The following is an 18,433-nucleotide window of genomic DNA, read 5'->3' on the forward strand; positions in this document are numbered from 1 at the left end:
GGGGGCCACTTTCAACGCCCGACGTTCTGTTGCAAATGTGCAGGATAACGGGCGCCCTGCACCTCAATGGCGGCAAGTGCCCCCTCGATGCTGCGCAGTTCATCCACGTTCAACGTTATCGCCACTGCACCCAGGTTCTCTTGCAGGCGATGCTGCTTGGTGGTCCCTGGAATAGGAACAATCCACGGATGTTGCGCCAGCAACCAGGCCAACGCAATTTGGGCTGAAGTTACCCCTTTTTGCTGCGCGATTTGCCCCAGGACATCCACCAGCACCTGGTTAGCTTTACGTGCCTCCGCGCTGAAACGCGGCACAATATTGCGGAAGTCAGCGCTGTCAAAGGCAGTATTTTCATTAATCGCCCCGGTCAGGAAACCTTTCCCTAACGGGCTAAAGGGCACAAAACCGATGCCCAACTCGTGCAGCGTCGGTAAGATTTCTTGCTCCGGCTCGCGCCACCACAGCGAATATTCACTTTGCAATGCCGTCACCGGCTGTACGGCATGGGCACGGCGAATGGTTTGCGCCCCGGCCTCTGACAAACCAAAATGCTTCACTTTCCCTTCCTGGATCAAGGTCTTCACAGTACCGGCAACGTCTTCAATCGGGACGTTGGGATCGACCCGATGCTGGTAAAGCAGATCGATCGTTTCAATATTCAGACGTTTCAGTGACCCTTCCACCGCCTGACGGATATGCTCCGGCCGGCTATTGAGCACCTGTTTGCCATCCGGCTGGGGCAGTTCAAAACCAAATTTGGTGGCGATCACGACGCGATCACGCACCGGAGCCAACGCTTCGCCGACCAGTGTCTCATTGGTGAAGGGCCCATACACTTCAGCGGTATCGAAAAAGGTCACGCCCTGATCCACTGCCGCACGAATCAACGCGATCCCCTGCTGTTTATCCGTTGCCGGGCCATAGCCAAAACTCAGCCCCATGCAGCCTAAACCCAACGCCGAGACGTCTAAACCACTGCTACCCAGTTTACGTTTTTGCATTTTTGCCTCCAAAAGTGTCACGCTGGCCACCGCTCACGCCGCGGCAAACAAAGTGTGATTACTGTAGGAGGACGGTCGGCAAATGACTATGGGTTAACTGTGCTTGAGCCTATGAGCTGCATTCATAAAACCAACAAATAATCGCAAAAACAGCACAAGGTATGTAACTAAAGAGTAACAGTTAGAGTAACCTAGCCGCGCTTCAGGCGGTGCTGACTCATCCGTTTAAGGGCGTTGTCGAGCGCTGTGCCTGATTCAGTCTTGTTTTGGTTTTAACCTCGATTTTAGAATTTCTTCAATCATCCAAAACTGTCCTCTCCATTTTTGCTGTCAGTGCCGATTGGCGTTGGTGATGAGAGAGGTTGCCGAACATACGGGACGGATTTTTAGGGAGAAACCGCGTGTTTTTTTGGATATGGCTTAATCTCTAAATCGGGGACTTTTCATTTTGGTAAGGATAATACTATGCAAAATAAAGCATCATTGTCGCCGCTCATCATCATCACGGCGCTGTTTGCCGCGTTGAGTGGGCTCTATCTGCTGGGAGGCGGCATCTGGCTGGCCAAACTCGGCGGTTCACTGTACTACATCATCGCCGGCCTGGTTTTGCTGGTTACCGCTTGGCTGCTGGCTCGTCGCCGCGCCACCGCACTGCTGCTGTATGCCGTGTTTTTACTCGGCACCACAATTTGGGCACTGTGGGAGGTCGGCCCGGACTTCTGGGCGCTGACGCCACGCCTGGACGTCACCTTCTTCTTCGGCCTGTGGCTGGTGTTACCGTTTATCTATCACAAGCTAATCGCGAACGGCAAATTGGCCTACAGCGCTCTGAGCATTGCGCTGGTGTTCACCGTCGCGGTACTGGCCTATGCCGTATTTAACGATCCGCAAGAGATCAACGGCACCCTTGAGCCTGCGCAGGTGAAAGCAGAATCCCAGGCGTCTGACGCCGATTGGCCTGCCTATGGCCGGACGCAGGAAGGTACGCGTTATTCCCCTCTGAGCCAGATCAACGACAAAAACGTAGGCCAGCTCAAAGAAGCCTGGACCTTCCAAACCGGCGATCTGAAAACCGCTAACGATCCAGGGGAAATCACCAACGAAGTCACCCCGATTAAAATCCGCGATACGCTCTACCTGTGTACACCTCACCAGAAGTTGTTTGCACTGGATGCGGCCACCGGTAAGCAGAAGTGGAAATTTGATCCTCAGTTGAACTTCAACCCGACCTTCCAGCACATCACCTGTCGCGGTGTTTCTTATCATGAAACCACCGCAGCAGCAGGTTCAGCAACTGATGCTTCACCGGCAATGTGCACACGACGCATTTTCCTGCCAGTGAACGACGGGCGCCTGTTTGCCCTGGATGCCGAAACCGGTAAGCCTTGTGCCGACTTCGCCAATAACGGCGAGCTCAACCTGCAAAGCAATATGCCGTATGCGACGCCAGGCCATTATGAGCCGACGTCTCCGCCCGTGATCACCGACAAGGTGATCGTGGTCAGCGGTGCCGTAACCGACAACTATTCAACCCGCGAGCCGTCCGGCGTGATCCGCGGATTTGACGTCAACAGCGGCAAACTGCTGTGGGCATTTGATCCGGGTGCCAAAGACCCTAACGCGATTCCAGCAGACGAGCATCACTTTACCCCGAACTCACCTAACTCATGGGCACCTGCTGCTTATGATGCCAAGCTGGATATTGTCTACCTGCCAATGGGCGTAGCAACACCGGACATCTGGGGCGGTAACCGCACACCAGAGATGGAACGCTATGCCAGTGGCCTGCTGGCGCTGAATGCCTCAACCGGCAAACTGGTCTGGTTCTATCAAACCGTGCACCACGATCTGTGGGATATGGACGTACCGGCCCAGCCAACGCTGGCGGATATTACCGACAAGAGCGGCAATAAGGTGCCGGTCATCTACGTACCGACCAAAACCGGTAATATCTTCGTACTGAACCGCACCAACGGTGAACTGGTGGTACCGGCCCCCGAAAAACCAGTGCCACAAGGCCCGGCCAAGGGCGATCGTTTGTCACCCACTCAGCCTTTCTCTGAGCTGACCTTCCGCCCTGAGAAAAAACTGACTGGCGCGGACATGTGGGGGGCGACCATTTACGACCAACTGGTTTGCCGCGTGATGTTCCACAGCCTGCGTTATGAGGGCACTTTCACACCGCCTTCAGAACAAGGCACGTTGGTATTCCCAGGTAACCTCGGCATGTTCGAATGGGGCGGTTTGTCTGTCGATACCGATCGTCAGGTCGCGATTGCCAACCCTATCGCACTGCCATTTGTGTCAAAACTGATCCCACGTGGCCCAGGCAACCCCATTGAACCGCCAGCCGGCGACAAGGGCGGCAGCGGCACTGAGGCAGGCGTTCAACCACAGTATGGCGTGCCGTTCGGCGTCACATTGAATCCGTTCCTGTCACCGTTTGGCCTGCCGTGCAAACAGCCAGCCTGGGGGTATATTTCTGCTGTAGACCTGAAGACCAACGACATCGTGTGGAAAAAGCGCATCGGTACCGTGCGCGACAGCTCCCCGCTGCCGCTGCCGTTCAAGATGGGTATGCCAATGTTGGGTGGCCCGGTCTCTACCGCGGGTAACCTGTTCTTTATTGGCGCGACAGCAGACAACTATCTGCGCGCTTTCAGCGTGACCAACGGTGAAAAACTGTGGGAAGCGCGGTTGCCGGCCGGTGGCCAGGCAACGCCAATGACGTATGAGGTTAATGGTAAGCAATACGTGGTCATTTCCGCAGGCGGTCATGGCTCGTTCGGCACCAAGCTGGGTGACTATATCGTCGCTTATGCCTTGCCTGATGCGAAATAATCGTCGACAGTAGTTCTATCACGGAGCACGCCGCCAGGCGTGCTCCGTCACCGTAAACATCCCCCAACGCATTTCCTTTCCGGCGTAACCCTCTGCAATAAAATTTCACTTCATATATTGATAATGATTATCATTCGCAATATTATGGTTCCGTTGGCCTCGGCAGTGGCCGACAATCATCTCTACATTACAGGCAGTAGACGGGTGGCCGCCCTCGGGCGGCCCCATTCGGAGGCACATGATCGAACACAGCAGTCGGCAACCACTCAACGTCACACCAGCACAAGTGACGCACATCCACCACAGCATGGAGAATACCCTATGAGCCAACAGCCACTGACCGCCATGCTGATGCTGGTTTATGTGCTGCTGATGGTGCCGGCACTGTTCGCAATCGACAACCGCTTGAGCACAAGCCGCTGGGGCCAGAGTCGTCTTATGCGCAAGACGGTACAAACCGGATTTATCATTGCTCTGACGCTGCTGTTTTTCAGCATCATGACGTTATTGTATTGATTAAGGCTAACTTACCGCCACGGGCAACGCCCCCTCTTCCTTCACCACCACCACTCTGCTACTCAAGGCAAAGGCTGAAATTAGCGTAAACAGCAATGCGATGCAGCCGAGGATCAGATACGAGGTTTTAAAACCGTAATTAACGTACATCAGACCCGCGGCATAGGACATGCCGATGGCCGAAAGTTGCTTGAAGAAGCAAAAACCCCACAGATAAATCGATGCCGAGAGGTTAACGTTAAACTGTGTCGTGATGTATTTGAAAATACCCACCAACAGGAAGGGAACCTCAAACATATGCAGGGTTTTGAGGAAAATCACCGCCGTCACCGAATCCGCCTGGGACGAACCGATAATCCGCACAGACATTATCACCCCGGCTATCAGCAACGCATTCTTGCCGCCAATGCGGTTGATGATCAAGGGGGCAAAAAACATGATAAAGGCATTAAGAAATTCGCCCAAGGTGGTTACATAGCCAAACGCCTGAGTCCCCGCGTGGCGATCGCTGAAAAACGATGTGAAGAAGTTGGCGAACTGTTGATCAAACACGTCATACACACAGGCTACCCCGACGATATACATCACGAGGCACCAGAACTTACGCATCTTCAGCAGGCTCAGCGCCGCTTTTAATTTGATGGGTTTGCTGTTCAACGCCAAACCCTCTGCGACCGCCAGCGTGTTGCCCTGCTCGGGTTTAAACAAATAAAGCAGACCGGCCAACACCAGCGCAAAGCTCGACGCCAACCAAAACGCAAACTGATTGTTAATCGTGAACATATAGCCGACGATCGACGCGCAAATCGCCCAGCCAATGCAGCCAAATAAGCGTGCGCGGCCATACTCAAATTGGCTGCGCCGGCTCACTTTCTCGATATAGGCTTCAATCGCCGGCGATCCTCCGCTGCAGACCAATCCCAGGTAAATACCGCACAACACCGCCCCCAGCACAAAATTGGTTTGCAGCAGCGGCGAGAACACGTAGATAAACAACGGTGCCAGAAACAGCAGCAGAAAGATGATCATCCACAACAGATGTTTTTTCAGGCCAAACTTGTCGGTGACAAAACCAAAAATGGGTTGGAATACCAGGGCAAACAGCGCCATACAGGCGAACACCAGTCCGGTTTGCTGTTGATCGAGCTGGTTAACGTCATGCAACCAAATCGGAAAGAACGGCAGTACCGCCCCCATGATAAAGAAATAGAAAAAACAGAAGGCACCAAAGATCCAAAAGTTCTTGTTTTTCAAATAAAACATGGCTCACCATCCCATTTATGACGGCGCAGGAAGCCCTGCGCCTTGTGCGTTTTGAGGAGGTAATACGGGGTAGTTCAGCGATCAGTGGTAAGCGGGTAGCCAATTGCCGTGGGCTTCAATCAGCTCATCGCAAAGTTTACGAATATCATCAATCGACAGCTCGGCAGAAGTGTGTGGATCCAGCAGTGCTGCATGGTAAATCGCCTCACGTTTATGCGTCACCGCAGCTTCGATCGTCAACAGTTGGGTATTGATATTGGTGCGGTTGAGCGCGGCCAGTTGCTCCGGTAAATGACCGACGTAGCATGGCGTGACCCCCTGCCCATCGACCAGGCAAGGCACTTCGACACAGGCCTCTGCCGGTAAATTGGTAATCAAACCGGTATTAAGCACATTGCCGCCAATCTTGTAAGGGCGATCGGTTTCCATTGCTTCAATGATGTAAGAGGCATACTCATGGGTACGCGTGTGAGTTAGGTTGGCGTCATGGGTCAGCGCCAGCTTACGTTGCTGCCATTGTTCGATCTGCTCAATACAGCGGCGCGGGTACTCGTCGAGAGGAATGTTAAAGCGCTCAATCAGTTCTGGGTAATGGCGTTTAATCCAATAGGGCATGTACTCCGCGTTATGCTCGGAAGATTCGGTAACGTAATAGCCGAAGGTTTTCATGATTTCATGGCGCACCATATCATCATGCTTGCCCTGTAACGCATTGGCGCGACGTTTAATTTCTGGGTACAAATCCTCGCCATGGCGACGAACATCCAGCAGCCATGCCATATGGTTAATGCCCGCGATGTGGAACTGCACATCATCGGTCGGCATATCCACGCTTTTCAGCAGCGTTTCCGCGCAAACCTGCACGCTGTGACACAAGCCCACCGTTTTCACCCCCGTATGACGCAGCATGGCACCAGTTAAAGACGCCATCGGGTTGGTGTAGTTCAGCAACCAGGCATCTGGACAAACCGCTTCAATATCCCGAGCAAAATCAAACATAACCGGAATGGTGCGCAATGCGCGGAAAATCCCACCTATTCCCAGGGTATCGGCAATGGTCTGCTGCAAGCCGTACTTTCTCGCAATGGTAAAGTCGGTGATCGTGCAAGGATCATAACCACCGACCTGAATGGCATTCACCACATAGTTGGCATTTTTCAAGGCCGTACGGCGATTTTCAACCCCGAGATAAGGAGTGATCTTCGCCCTGCCGCCATTAATATTGCGATTGATATTGTTCAGCATGGCGAATGATTCGCTAAGGCGCCCACTGTCAATGTCATACAGCGCAATGTCCACTTCCTTCAATGCCGGCGTCGCCATGATGTCGCCGAGTACGTTCTTGGCGAAGATGGTGCTGCCTGCGCCCATAAATGTCACTTTAATCATCGTATTTCTCCGCTGCACGTGTTTTCGATAGGCTGAAATTACCCTGCAACATCTGAACGAGATATGGATAAATGTGACCGTGTTATGGCGAAAAATGACGCACCGCAAAAACTGTGAGCCAGGTCTGGATCTGGAGCACATTTCACTGGGTTGCCGCAACGACGCTGCTACAGTGGGGAAAAAACAGGAGCCATAGCGGATGCACAAGAGTTTTACGTTGAGTCGCACTGACAACATCGAACTGAATCTGTACCAGTATGGTGAGGAAAATTGTGACAAGGGGCACAGCTTTGGGCCTGCGGTACGCCAGCACTATTTATTTCATTATGTGATAAGTGGCACCGGTGTACTGAGCACTGAATACGGCTCATTTCCCGTGGTTGCCGGCGAAGGTTTTTTGATCCACCCGCACGACGTGACCACCTATCGCGCCGACAAAAAAGATCCCTGGCACTACATGTGGCTGGAGGTCGATGGGCTGGTTGCAGGCAAAATTTTTGAAGAGTGCCGCCTGAGCCGCCAATTTCCGATCTATCACCCGCGTCAAAGTGAAGATCCCTTACTGGCACTGCGTTATCTGCGGCAACTGGTTAGTCATGGCGATGAACACAGGCTAAAGACGCTCGGCCTGAGCTACCTGTTTTTTTCTGCACTGATCGATAACGCACTGCAAGGCGGCGGCGAGCTCCCAAGCGACAAACTGCAGCACCTGCATAAGGCGGTTAAACTCATTGAAAACCGCTACCATGAACAGCTCACCATTGAACGCCTGGCCGCCTACTGCAACATCAACCGCAGTTACCTGTGTCGGCTGTTTAAAAACGCTTACGGTATCGGGCCAAAGGCGTATTTACTTAACTTCCGTATGAATATCGCCGCCAGCCTGCTGCGTAATAGCCAGACGGCAATCAAAGTGGTGGGAATTTCTGTCGGTTATGAAAATCAACTGCACTTTTCCAAAGCCTTCAAGCAGGTTCACGGCGTGTCACCGGCCAAATGGCGGCAGGACAATAATCAGCCAGGGCCGGCTGACAGCTAAGGGTCACTTCACGACGGTTTTTTCTTCAGTGACGCTCGATTTTATGCGCGGATACTTCCACAACCAGCGCCCACTGACCATACGCCAGTAGAACAACGCACCGCGTACCGCCCAATCCATAAACATCCCCAACCAGACGCCAACAACGCCCATACCCAACATAATGCCCAACGTATAACCGGCAACCACACGGCAGCCCCACATGCCCAACATGGACACCCACATGGCGAAACGGGCATCGCGCGCCCCTTTCAAACCGGCGGGCAATACCCACGAAGCCGCCCAGATAGGCATAAAGGCAGCGTTAAGCCAGAGCAATACCTTTACCACCTCCTTCACGTCATCTTGTTGTGTATAAAACGAGGCGAATATCCCCGCCAAAGGTGCCGTGCCCCAGGCGATCACCGTTAACCCAATCGTCGCCAGCCAGAAAATGTGACGCAGTTGCCTTTCCGCTTGAACTATCTGCCCTTTCCCCAGGCGTTTTCCCACAATAATGGTCGACGCCGACCCCAGGGCATTGCCCGGCAGGTTGATCAACGAGGCGACAGAGAAGGCGATAAAATTGCCGGCGATCACGTTGGTACCCATACCGGCGACAAACATTTGAGTCAGTAACTTGCCCCCGTTAAACAACACCGACTCGATGCTGGCAGGAATACCGATCCCCAAGACCTCCCAGAGGATATTGAGTTTTAAGGGGGTAAAGTAACTTTTCAGTGTGATGTGCAGCGCCGGGTTAAAACCGATCATCAGGACGTAAATAATCGCAATAGCGCCAAGATAACGGGAGATGGTCAGCCCTAACCCCGCGCCGATAAAGCCCAGGCCGTGCCAGCCCAGCATGCCGTAAATCAGTATGCTGCTGATGATAATATTCAGGATATTCATGCCGCCGTTAATCAGCAGCGGGATTTTGGTATTCCCGGCACCACGCAGCGCACCGCTGCCAATCAGTGCAATGGCCGCGGCGGGATAACTCCATACCGTCGTTTGTAGATAAGACAGTGCCAGCGCCTTTACCTCTGGTGTGGCGGCACCGGCGATCACATCAATAATCTGCTCGCCCGCCAAATGAATGCCCGCAGCCAACCCCAAGGCAACCAGGGTCATCAACACCAGCGATTGACGTGCGGCCGCGCGCGCTCTTCTACGATCCCGCTTGCCAAGGCTGAAGGCCACTACCACCGTCGTCCCCAGGTCCACTGCGGCAAAGAACGAGATAATCACCATGTTGAAGCTGTCGGCCAGCCCCACCCCGGCCATCGCCTCCTTGCCGATCCAACTCACCAGAAAGGTGCTTAATACCCCCATCAGCAGGACACAGGCGTTCTCCATAAAGATCGGCACCGCCAGCGGCGTGATCTCACGCCAAAACAGCACGCGGTAGCTTTTCCGTTTGCCATACCAGGGGGTGTTTTCTACGCGCTGACGCAGGGCGACATATGGGTTCAAGATCGGCTCATGAGATAAAAGTGAAACAACATTTCAAATAATGAGCGACAGATCGTTATCCTGCAAAGAATTTTTTGAGAATGCGCCAAGAATTGGGAATAGGCTGATACGCAGCACGCCACACCGGCATGCATCAGGCACGCACTACTCCATATAGTCTTCCTGATCGGACTTCGCTGCGGCAATAAAGTTTGCGGTGCGATTCTCCATCACAGTGCATTTATCCGTCAGCAACTGACGATCCTCCAGCACAGCCAGATAACGTGCCTGGGCCAATGCCGGTAATTGCTGATAGCCCGCTGCATGGATATCCCAGCCGCGATGCTCCGCTACCCGCATCGCTGTACGTTGTAATTTTACATCGTCAGGAATGTCCGAACGGTGGCAATTTTGTCGCAGGAAATGGCTACCGGCCAGCATCGTAGAAAGCTGATCCAACTGCGCTTGCAGCGGTGGCACCGGTTTATGCGCCTTTTGCTGGCAACCGGCGATCAATAACAATGCCGCAGCGCCAACCATTGATGTGCGTAACAGTGCAAACATAGTGATTACCCGCAAAAAAAGTGATGATTAAATGATAGTAGGTGAGCCATAAAATACTGCAAGGCAATGGGCGGGCATTATTTCTGAGGCGTTATGGGGGCGCAGGTACCCTACCAACCTGTGGGATACTGGTTGAAAAAACAGTATTCTGCGTGCCATGATGGCACAACATCAAGGAGGTGGAATGAAAACCGTAGAAATTCTGTTGTATAGCCTACAAACAGGCACTGGCGAGGCATTTCATCAAATCATGCATGAGATAAGTGTGCCGTTGCACCGGACCTGCGGCATGGATGTTGTTCGTTATGGTCAATCCTTGCATGATCCGGATAGCTATTATTTAATCCGGGCCTACGATAACGCAGAACATCTCGAGACCAGCCAAAGTGCCTTCTATGCCAGCGATGCCTGGCGTTCAGGCCCCCGAGAATCCATCATTGCACTCATCGCCTCCAGCATAAAATCCGTCATTACGCTGGATAACGCCGCCCTTGGGGCATTAAGGCAAGCTGACTTATGAACAACGCCAATGCGATGCGTTATTTTTTAGCCATTTGCTTAATCATTGCGACAATTAATCATCTTGTTGCCGCCCTGAAATTTGGTTTTCTCTGGGATTATGGCTATGGCGAACAGGCATTCCTTGTCAGCCGTTTATTTTGGGGCAGTCTGACATTCCTTGACCCACTCGCGGCTTATCTTCTCATTGCCAAGCCCAAGGCTGGCATCGCCAGCACCTTAGCCATCATTACCGTTGATGTCTTGCACAATGGCTATTACGTTTACCTTAATCACCAATGGTTCGAGCCTTTCTTTATCTTCCAATGTGCCTTTTTGGTTATCAGCTATCTCTTTGCCGTCAGAATAAAAAGAAAGGGTTTTGTTCAGGCAAGGCAATAAGCAGCGCCGCCCTGGGCAGCAGCAGTGATTTTTGATCGCGATGGGGCATGTGAGGCGTGGATCACAGACAAAATCGTCTGTAAGTGATTGAATAATGGCGGAGAGAGGGGGATTTGAACCCCCGGTAGAGTTGCCCCTACTCCAGTTTTCGAGACTGGTCCGTTCAGCCGCTCCGGCATCTCTCCTTCAAGTGCTTGCTATCATGCCCCTTTTTGCGGCATTTTTACAGAGTTAGCCTCCAGCCGAATGTTCAAGTGAAGACTTTGCGAGCAACGCGATGATTAAATGGCCGTGGAAAACGCATCAACCGCAGGCGGAAACGCTTGCCCAGTGGCAAGACGCGCTGGCAATTCCCCTGCTCTCTCCGCTGGATGAGCGGGAACAACAACGGCTGGTTGCCGTTGCCGGGCAGATTTTGCAGCAAAAACGCATTGTCCCGTTACAGGGGCTGGTGCTGACGCCGCAAATGCAGGCGCGCATTGCCCTGCTGTTCGCGTTGCCGGTAATGGAGTTGGGTGCCGAATGCCTTGACGGTTTCAATGAGATTTTGCTCTACCCAACCCCTTTTGTGGTGGAAGATGAATGGCAGGATGATTTCGGCCTTGTGCATTCAGGGCCCGTAGTACAATCTGGCCAGAGCTGGGAACAGGGGCCGATCGTACTCAATTGGCAAGACGTGCAAGACTCTTTCGATCTCTCCGGTTTTAACCTGGTGATCCACGAGGCGGTACACAAACTGGATATGCGCAATGGCGGCAGCGCTACGGGGGTCCCCCCTATTCCGCTACGCGACATTGCCGCCTGGGAACATGACCTGCACGCCGCAATGGAAAACCTGCAGGACGAGATCGACATGGTCGGCGAAGACGCCGCCAGCATGGATGCCTACGCCGCGACCGATCCGGCCGAGTGCTTTGCCGTGCTGTCAGAGTATTTTTTCAGCGCTCCCGAACTGCTGGCCAACCGTTTTCCCGCGCTATACCAGCATTTCTGCCGCTTCTATAAACAAGATACACTCGCGCGTTTGCAACGCTGGCAAGCTGAGGGCGGCACAGAGCTGCTGTAACTGCGCCCGCATTGCTCAGATGCTGAGCAGTCGCACCGAATCGGCGAATTTAGCGTTGACACACTCTGGGTGGCTGGATATGATGCGCCCCGTTCAGACAATTCCTCTGTAGTTCAGTCGGTAGAACGGCGGACTGTTAATCCGTATGTCACTGGTTCGAGTCCAGTCAGAGGAGCCAAATTTATGTTTTCATGCATCTTCACGAATCTTTATACGATTTAGATTCAACGAGTTAGTGTGAAAAGTCTTCCCGATGCATTTTTAGTTTTCCCTCCGCATCGGGAGAATTTGGTGGTCAGATTTGGGGTCATGTTGGTTCGATGACGGAGTGACCCCCAAATGTCTCTTAACGACACAAAAATCCGCAGCTTAAAGCCATCCGCTAAACCTTTCAAAGTTTCCGATTCTCATGGCCTGTACCTTTTAGTCAATCCAGCCGGTTCACGTCTCTGGTATCTCAAATATCGTATCAATGGTAAAGAATCCCGCCTCGGCCTAGGTGCCTATCCCGACGTATCTTTGGCTGATGCCCGTCAACAACGTGACGGTATCCGTAAACTCCTCGCGCAAAATATCAATCCAGCACAACAGCGCTCCGCTGAAAGAGCCACTTCCACACCAGAAAAAACTTTCAAGTATGTGGCACTGGACTGGCATAAAAGCAACCGAACTTGGTCAGAGAACCACGCAACCCGCCTGCTTGCCAGCATGAACAACCATATCTTCCCGATAATTGGACACCTGCCGGTCACAGAACTGAAAACCCGCCATTTTATCGACCTGCTGAAAGGGATTGAGAAAAAAGGTCTGCTGGAAGTCGCAGCACGTACCCGGCAGCATATGTGCAACATCATGCGTCATGCCGTACATCAGGAGTTGATAGAGCACAATCCGGCAGCAAATCTGGACGGTATCATCGCCCCTCCCGTTAAACGCCACTACCCTGCCCTTCCGCTGGAGCGACTGCCGGAGCTTTTGATTCGTATTGAGGACTACCAGCAAGGACGAGAGTTAACCCGCCTGGCAGTATCACTTACTCTGCACCTGTTCATCCGTTCCAGCGAACTGCGTTTCGCCCGTTGGTCTGAGATCGATTTCAAAAATAGAATCTGGACCATTCCTGCCACTCGCGAGGCCATTCCCGGTGTCCGCTACTCCGGGCGTGGTGCAAAAATGCGCACTCCACATATCGTTCCACTCTCCCGTCAGTCCATTGCTATTCTGAAACAGATACGGGAAATATCCGGGCATCAGGTACTGGTATTCCCCGGCGATCATAATCCGTATAAACCGATGTGCGAAAACACGGTCAATAAGGCGCTACGCCTGATGGGTTATGACACAAAAGATGAAATCTGCGGCCACGGGTTTCGGGCAATGGCCTGTAGTGCCCTGATGGAGTCTGGCCTGTGGGCACAGGATGCGGTTGAACGGCAGATGAGTCACCAGGAACGCAATAGCGTTCGAGCAGCCTACATCCATAAAGCAGAATATCTCGATGCCCGTAAAGCGATGATGCAGTGGTGGTCGGATTATCTGGATATGTGCCGGAAAGCGTATGCCCCACCTTATATTTGTGGGAAGGAAATCAGTTGCACAATGGGATAACCACTCTGACAAAATAAACCACAAAAATAACCGTATCAGTCTGTACTGGTACGGCATTTTTCTAGTTTCAGTTCGGATAAATTGTTAAGCCGTTTATGAGCATCGTCAGCCAGACTGTCCAGCGTGAATCGAAAGTGTGAAGTCCGCTTCTCATACAGAACTATCCACGGAAACGTATTAGGCCTGTTATGAGCGAGGAGCAGACCTTGGCACATATGATTAATATTCATATGATTAATATTCATAGCAACTAATTTAAAAGATAACTACCGACGCTGTAGCTATTCAGCGGTTTCAATAGCTTGACTTGTCCACTACATTTACAATGTGTCATCACGACTTGAGCTCAACAGTTTAATCAGTCATCTTAAGGAATCGTCTCAACTGTTTATTTTTGATAGTACGGGTACAACACTTTTTTACTGTAAGACTTAATACACACACTTCAAAAGGATTGGCTATGCGTTTGAGTAAAGTTCGAGTGCAAAACTATCGGAGCATCATTGATACCGGTGAGTTTGATGTTGAAAGGCTTAAAACAATTCTAGTTGGCCCAAATGAAGCAGGTAAAACAGCCATTCTTCAAGCTATTCAACAAATTAACCCACCAGTAGGCACTAAAAAATTCAAACCCTTACGCGACTACCCAAGAGCTCAATATACCAAAATCAGCCGAGGGGACCTGGATCCGAATGAGGTGGAAGTAGTCACTGCAGTCTTTGAACTTGAAGAGTTTGATTTAGAGCATGCACCAGAGCAAATCAAGGGCAGTCCAATCAGTTACACCTTCACTCGGTATTTAAACAATAATGCGAGTCATGGTTTAATAGGTTTCACATCTCCAACTTACAATGACGTCAAAAATGACCTGATAAGACTGACTGCTCATTTAGATCGGTCGTCTGCTGCAGGTGAAGCAAAACCGCATTCAGAAAGCCTTAGTAAAATAACGAATGGCTGGGCACAAAATAAATCTTTATATACTGATTCTGCGATTTTAAAAAAGTGGCTGGAAGATAAGCTTCCATTTGTTGATGAAGAAGATGAGAAAGAGGTTACGCGTTGGGAAGTAATTGATTCAAAATTGAATTTATCAATTGCTATCTGCAGTTTTCTTGAATATCTAGACAAGAACAAGCCTGTATTTGTACTTTACAGCAATTACTTCCGAGTTAAGCCTATCATCCATTTAGGAAATCTTGCTAAACGGCTTGAATCTAACAGCCTTGATGATGATGCCTATGATTACGGCAACAGTTGTCTGCTCAGATTGCTTGGTTTTACTGCACAGGAACTTTCTGAACTCGGAAAAGCATCCGATCCAAGCCACACTTCGACTGATCTTGAAAGCTTCAGAGAAAGACTCGACCAGCGTAGCTATGAGCTCAATGCGGCCAGTGTTGAATTGACTCAGCAAATAATCAAAGTATGGAACCCTGATGATAACAAAGCAGAGGCAAGCAGGCTTAAGCTGACTGCCGACGGACAATATCTAAAAGTAGTTGTCGAAGACAACATAGGCGTTGAGGTTGAACTCGATCAGCGCTCCGAAGGTTTTCAGTGGCTAGTGTCGTTCTTCATAGTGTTCTTTGCTGAGGCTAAAGGTAAACATAAGAACACAGTTCTCCTATTAGATGAGCCAGGAGTTAGCCTCCATGCCCTGAAGCAAAGAGAGTTTAGAAAAACTATCTCATTACTTGCCGATAACAATCAGACTTTATACTCAACTCATTCACCATTTCTAGTTGGCCCGGATGAACTCGATATTGTGAGAGTTGTGGAACTGACCGATAGGACTGTTGGTACGAAAGTACACACAACAGTCTCCTCCAGTGATCCTGCAGCGCTGTTACCGCTACAGGAAGCGCTTGGATATGATTTAGCTCAGAGTCTATTTGCCAACCAGCGTAATTTGATTTTAGAAGGTTTGACAGATTATTGGTATGTCGAAGCCATATCCGGCCTGCTTAAGGATGGCGGAAAAACATTTTTGCACGAAAAGATCGCGCTTGTACCAGCCAACACAGCAAGCAAGGTCGTCTATTTCGCGACAATTCTTACTTCACACAACCTAAAGGTCGCGGCTTTACTTGACTCAGATAATGCTGGTGATCAAGCAGCAAATCAGGAAATTCTGGTTCACCGTCTCAGCAATAAAAGAATCCTTCGAACATCAGATTTTACAGTTCCTAAAATTGAAAAAGCAGAAATCGAAGACCTGCTCAGAGATACATTAATCGGAATAGCCAAATCTGAACTAAATTGGGATTTAACCACGGCGATGGCAAGCGCTGGGGATAAGCCTATTATCAATTTGTTCCAAAGTGAAATTGGCAAAGATTTTTCCAAATATAAGTTAGCTAAGGCTTTCTTAAGATGGTCTCGAGATCATTCGTTCACTGATCTATCTGCTAATGAGATCCAAGGCTGCACGAATCTCATAAATGCGATAAACGCTGCACTGAAGTGATCATTTTCAACTGGCTCATTCGCTTGGTATGAGCCAGTTTTTTATAGATTCCTTTGTGTGGATATGAGCTGCAACCCTAAATTAACATAGAACGACGTCAGCACAGTCCGCTTCTGGCACACACCAGACAAACACGTGACGCTGAAGGTCTGCTGAGAGTGAACAGCGGACGCTGGGGTTCTTTATAAAAATTCGGTTTGTGTTGTTTTGCATTAGTTTAGAGACGAAAAATATTGCGTCGGTGATTTACCCAGCGCTTTTCTGAACATCGTAATAAATGCGCTGACCGAATCATATCCCAGCGTTCCGGCTACGCGCTGCACGGACTGACCTTCAGCCAGATGGCTCAGGGCAATCATCAAATGCAGTTGCTGACGCCAGCGACCAAAGCTCATTCCTGTCGCCTCTTTTATCAGCCTGGCCAGCGATCGTTCGCTGGTGACCAGATGTGCAGCCCACTGCTTTAACGTTCGCCGATCATCAGGCTCATTAAAAAGTGCCTCCGCCATATTCCGGATTTTAGGATGATCGGATACGGGAAGATGGAGCGCTTCAACCGGCACATCCGGAATATGCTCCAGCAGCACCGCTGCGAGCCTGGCAGTTTTACTGTCAGGAGAATAAGCCTGTCCCTGTTCTGCCAGATACAGAACAAGCTCGCGGACCAGAGAAGTCATCGCCAGGGTACAACAGATTTCCGGCATCGCTGCCGCGCCGGGTTCGATAAACAGAAAGCAGGTATCTGCATTCTTCGTGACCCGGCAACTGTGGGGGATTTCACCCGGAACCCAGACAGCATGTCCGGGTGGAACAAGCCACAGCGCATCCTCAACCTCACAGCTCACTGCACCGCGCAAAGAGATAATAAGTTGTCCCTTACGGTGAGCGTGCGGACTCTGACCTGCATACTCGCCTGACGATGATACATGCAGCGCGATAGCAGCCTGACTGAAAGCATCGGAATTAAACTCATCCGGTGAGGTCACCGGTTTTTTATTAAGTGGCATGATTTAGTTATATGTTGTCAGGTTATCTATATTCTGTAACTCATGCGTCCTTTAAAGTCTTTCTTTTTACCAGAGAAAGCAAAATTTATGTCCCACACTACGAACAAGTGGTCTTCAATCATACTTGTGACCGGCATCCTTTTTATAGCTATCAACCTGCGTGTTCCTTTTACCGCTATCGCACCCGTTTTAGAGTCTATTCGCCATGATTTTGGGCTAAGTATTACTGCCGTTGGGTTGCTTAACTCGCTGCCTTTACTGGCATTTGCCGCCTTTTCACCGCTGAGCGCATCCATCTCACACAAGTACGGTCTTGAACGCACCCTTTTTGGTGCCCTGGCCGTGATTTCAGCTGGCATCCTGCTTCGCTCCACAGGCAGTGTCTGGGCGCTTTATGGCGGAACCATATTGATAGGTATCGGGATTGCCCTCGGCAATGTCCTGTTGCCTGGCCTTATCAAACGCGACTTTTCTGGCAACGTGGCTTCCGTGACGGGGGCATATTCCATCACCATGGGCGCGGCTGGTGCTATTGGTTCAGCCGTTGTCATTCCTCTGACGCAGAACTGGGGCTGGAACATCGCGTTAGCCATGTTGGTTATTGCACCGCTGCTTGCGTTGCTTTTATGGTTGCCCCAGTTAAAGATGAAGCATCAGTTGCCAGCAGCGGGTGAGAAAACAACGGCGACCGTCGCGGTCTGGCGCTCGCCTCTGGCATGGCAGGTCACCTTGTTTATGGGCCTGAATGCGATGCCGTTTTATGTTGCTGTCGGCTGGCTGCCCGCCATTCTAACGGACAGTGGACTCTCCTCAGCCCAGGCCGGTGAAGTACACGGCATTCTTCAGCTGACCACCGCCATTCCCGGCCTGATTCTGGCCGCCACGCTGCGTCGCCTCAACGATCAGAAAGCAGCCGCTGCCGGCGTCAGCCTGTTAACCGCTGCGTCCTTTATCGGCATCATGTACCTGCCGAATCTGGCGATGCTGTGGGCTGCTCTTCTCGGCTTCAGCTCGGGTGCCAGTATGATGCTGGGCCTGACCTTCATCGGACTTCGTACCAAAAATGCCGGTGACGCCGCCGCGCTGTCAGGCATGGCGCAGAGCGTCGGTTATCTGATGGCGGCGATGGGTCCGCTGCTGCTGGGCAAAGTACAGGAGTTGTCCGGAGGCTGGACATTGCCATTACTGATGACCGCAGCAATCGCGGTCGCAGGTGCCTGCACCGGAATGGCTGCCGGACGAAATGCGCATCTGGAACCTGTACAGCAGACGGGCTGAATTGGCTGGCACCACAGGGGAACGATCGGTTCCTCTGCTGTGGATGCTGTCCATTAT

Annotated in this window: 15 protein-coding genes and 2 tRNA genes; 10 read left to right on the forward strand and 7 right to left on the reverse strand. The window is 51.3% G+C overall.

Translation table 11 applies throughout. The features are described 5' to 3' along the window. Positions 1-11 precede the first annotated feature (11 nt). Positions 12-1,001 (reverse strand): aldo/keto reductase, encoded by a 990-nt coding sequence (locus JOE25_RS12800; protein ID WP_209635759.1) that lies wholly within the window; start codon positions 999-1,001, stop codon positions 12-14. Positions 1,002-1,466: 465 nt separating this feature from the next. Here JOE25_RS12800 and JOE25_RS12805 point away from each other — a divergent pair, with 465 nt between their 5' ends. Then, positions 1,467-3,842, forward strand: a complete 2,376-nt coding sequence (locus tag JOE25_RS12805) for a glucose/quinate/shikimate family membrane-bound PQQ-dependent dehydrogenase (RefSeq protein WP_209635761.1) — start codon at positions 1,467-1,469, stop codon at positions 3,840-3,842. A 321-nt stretch (positions 3,843-4,163) separates the two neighbouring features. Then, positions 4,164-4,358: a hypothetical protein gene (locus tag JOE25_RS12810; RefSeq protein WP_209635763.1), complete on the forward strand. Its 195-nt coding sequence runs from the start codon at positions 4,164-4,166 to the stop codon at positions 4,356-4,358. Between the two features lie 6 nt (positions 4,359-4,364). On the opposite strand, the gene JOE25_RS12815 is transcribed toward JOE25_RS12810, so the two are convergent. Continuing rightward, entirely contained in the window at positions 4,365-5,621 is a 1,257-nt protein-coding gene (locus JOE25_RS12815) for an MFS transporter (protein WP_209635765.1), read from the reverse strand. Between the two features lie 81 nt (positions 5,622-5,702). Then, entirely contained in the window at positions 5,703-7,010 is a 1,308-nt protein-coding gene (locus JOE25_RS12820; RefSeq protein WP_209635767.1) for an alpha-glucosidase/alpha-galactosidase, read from the reverse strand. Positions 7,011-7,209: 199 nt separating this feature from the next. Between JOE25_RS12820 and JOE25_RS12825 the strand changes: the two genes are divergently transcribed. Beyond that, the gene (locus JOE25_RS12825; RefSeq protein WP_209635769.1) at positions 7,210-8,049 is read left to right on the forward strand and encodes an AraC family transcriptional regulator; all 840 of its coding nucleotides are present in this window, start codon (positions 7,210-7,212) and stop codon (positions 8,047-8,049) included. Positions 8,050-8,052: 3 nt separating this feature from the next. Here the strand turns inward: JOE25_RS12825 and JOE25_RS12830 are convergent, their stop codons facing one another. Continuing rightward, positions 8,053-9,504 (reverse strand): EmmdR/YeeO family multidrug/toxin efflux MATE transporter, encoded by a 1,452-nt coding sequence (locus tag JOE25_RS12830; protein WP_209635771.1) that lies wholly within the window; start codon positions 9,502-9,504, stop codon positions 8,053-8,055. A 144-nt stretch (positions 9,505-9,648) separates the two neighbouring features. Then, entirely contained in the window at positions 9,649-10,047 is a 399-nt protein-coding gene (gene gspS / locus JOE25_RS12835) for a type II secretion system pilot lipoprotein GspS (protein WP_209635773.1), read from the reverse strand. Positions 10,048-10,231: 184 nt separating this feature from the next. Here gspS and JOE25_RS12840 point away from each other — a divergent pair, with 184 nt between their 5' ends. Together JOE25_RS12840 and JOE25_RS12845 are read left to right on the forward strand one after the other, a co-directional pair. Next, entirely contained in the window at positions 10,232-10,567 is a 336-nt protein-coding gene (locus tag JOE25_RS12840; RefSeq protein WP_209635775.1) for an NIPSNAP family protein, read from the forward strand. Next, positions 10,564-10,947 carry a hypothetical protein gene (locus JOE25_RS12845; RefSeq protein ID WP_209635777.1) on the forward strand — a complete coding sequence of 128 codons (384 nt, stop codon included), beginning with the start codon at positions 10,564-10,566 and terminating at the stop codon, positions 10,945-10,947. The genes JOE25_RS12840 and JOE25_RS12845 overlap by 4 nt, the downstream gene beginning before the upstream one ends. 95 nt (positions 10,948-11,042) lie before the next feature. On the opposite strand, the gene JOE25_RS12850 is transcribed toward JOE25_RS12845, so the two are convergent. Next, positions 11,043-11,132, reverse strand: a tRNA-Ser gene (locus JOE25_RS12850). Between the two features lie 92 nt (positions 11,133-11,224). On the opposite strand from JOE25_RS12850, the gene mtfA reads away from it, so the two are divergent. From mtfA to JOE25_RS12870, 4 genes are all read left to right on the forward strand, one after another. Then, entirely contained in the window at positions 11,225-12,013 is a 789-nt protein-coding gene (gene mtfA, locus JOE25_RS12855) for a DgsA anti-repressor MtfA (protein ID WP_209635780.1), read from the forward strand. A gap of 102 nt (positions 12,014-12,115) precedes the next feature. Beyond that, positions 12,116-12,191, forward strand: a tRNA-Asn gene (locus JOE25_RS12860). Between the two features lie 161 nt (positions 12,192-12,352). After that, on the forward strand, positions 12,353-13,621 hold the full coding sequence (locus JOE25_RS12865; RefSeq protein WP_129991912.1) for an integrase arm-type DNA-binding domain-containing protein: 1,269 nt from the start codon (positions 12,353-12,355) through the stop codon (positions 13,619-13,621). Between the two features lie 460 nt (positions 13,622-14,081). Further along, positions 14,082-16,091, forward strand: coding sequence for an AAA family ATPase (locus JOE25_RS12870; protein ID WP_209635782.1), 2,010 nt, complete (start codon positions 14,082-14,084; stop codon positions 16,089-16,091). 212 nt (positions 16,092-16,303) lie between these two features. On the opposite strand, the gene JOE25_RS12875 is transcribed toward JOE25_RS12870, so the two are convergent. Further along, the gene (locus tag JOE25_RS12875) at positions 16,304-17,098 is read right to left on the reverse strand and encodes a helix-turn-helix transcriptional regulator (protein ID WP_015697047.1); all 795 of its coding nucleotides are present in this window, start codon (positions 17,096-17,098) and stop codon (positions 16,304-16,306) included. Positions 17,099-17,185: 87 nt separating this feature from the next. Here JOE25_RS12875 and JOE25_RS12880 point away from each other — a divergent pair, with 87 nt between their 5' ends. After that, positions 17,186-18,376 (forward strand): MFS transporter, encoded by a 1,191-nt coding sequence (locus JOE25_RS12880; protein ID WP_119261557.1) that lies wholly within the window; start codon positions 17,186-17,188, stop codon positions 18,374-18,376. The last annotated feature ends 57 nt before the right edge of the window (positions 18,377-18,433 follow it).

It is taken from the genome of Serratia sp. PL17, assembly GCF_017832355.1.
Taxonomy (GTDB): domain Bacteria; phylum Pseudomonadota; class Gammaproteobacteria; order Enterobacterales; family Enterobacteriaceae; genus Serratia.

What these genes read in the sequence shown, in the direction of transcription:
- JOE25_RS12800 (WP_209635759.1), bottom strand. Translation starts at nt 1,001, where the DNA reads ATGCAAAAACGTAAACTGGGTAGCAGTGGTTTAGACGTCTCGGCGTTG.
- JOE25_RS12805 (WP_209635761.1), top strand. Translation starts at nt 1,467, where the DNA reads ATGCAAAATAAAGCATCATTGTCGCCGCTCATCATCATCACGGCGCTG.
- JOE25_RS12810 (WP_209635763.1), top strand. Translation starts at nt 4,164, where the DNA reads ATGAGCCAACAGCCACTGACCGCCATGCTGATGCTGGTTTATGTGCTG.
- JOE25_RS12815 (WP_209635765.1), bottom strand. Translation starts at nt 5,621, where the DNA reads ATGTTTTATTTGAAAAACAAGAACTTTTGGATCTTTGGTGCCTTCTGT.
- JOE25_RS12820 (WP_209635767.1), bottom strand. Translation starts at nt 7,010, where the DNA reads ATGATTAAAGTGACATTTATGGGCGCAGGCAGCACCATCTTCGCCAAG.
- JOE25_RS12825 (WP_209635769.1), top strand. Translation starts at nt 7,210, where the DNA reads ATGCACAAGAGTTTTACGTTGAGTCGCACTGACAACATCGAACTGAAT.
- gspS (WP_209635773.1), bottom strand. Translation starts at nt 10,047, where the DNA reads ATGTTTGCACTGTTACGCACATCAATGGTTGGCGCTGCGGCATTGTTA.
- JOE25_RS12840 (WP_209635775.1), top strand. Translation starts at nt 10,232, where the DNA reads ATGAAAACCGTAGAAATTCTGTTGTATAGCCTACAAACAGGCACTGGC.
- JOE25_RS12845 (WP_209635777.1), top strand. Translation starts at nt 10,564, where the DNA reads ATGAACAACGCCAATGCGATGCGTTATTTTTTAGCCATTTGCTTAATC.
- mtfA (WP_209635780.1), top strand. Translation starts at nt 11,225, where the DNA reads ATGATTAAATGGCCGTGGAAAACGCATCAACCGCAGGCGGAAACGCTT.
- JOE25_RS12865 (WP_129991912.1), top strand. Translation starts at nt 12,353, where the DNA reads ATGTCTCTTAACGACACAAAAATCCGCAGCTTAAAGCCATCCGCTAAA.
- JOE25_RS12870 (WP_209635782.1), top strand. Translation starts at nt 14,082, where the DNA reads ATGCGTTTGAGTAAAGTTCGAGTGCAAAACTATCGGAGCATCATTGAT.
- JOE25_RS12875 (WP_015697047.1), bottom strand. Translation starts at nt 17,098, where the DNA reads ATGCCACTTAATAAAAAACCGGTGACCTCACCGGATGAGTTTAATTCC.
- JOE25_RS12880 (WP_119261557.1), top strand. Translation starts at nt 17,186, where the DNA reads ATGTCCCACACTACGAACAAGTGGTCTTCAATCATACTTGTGACCGGC.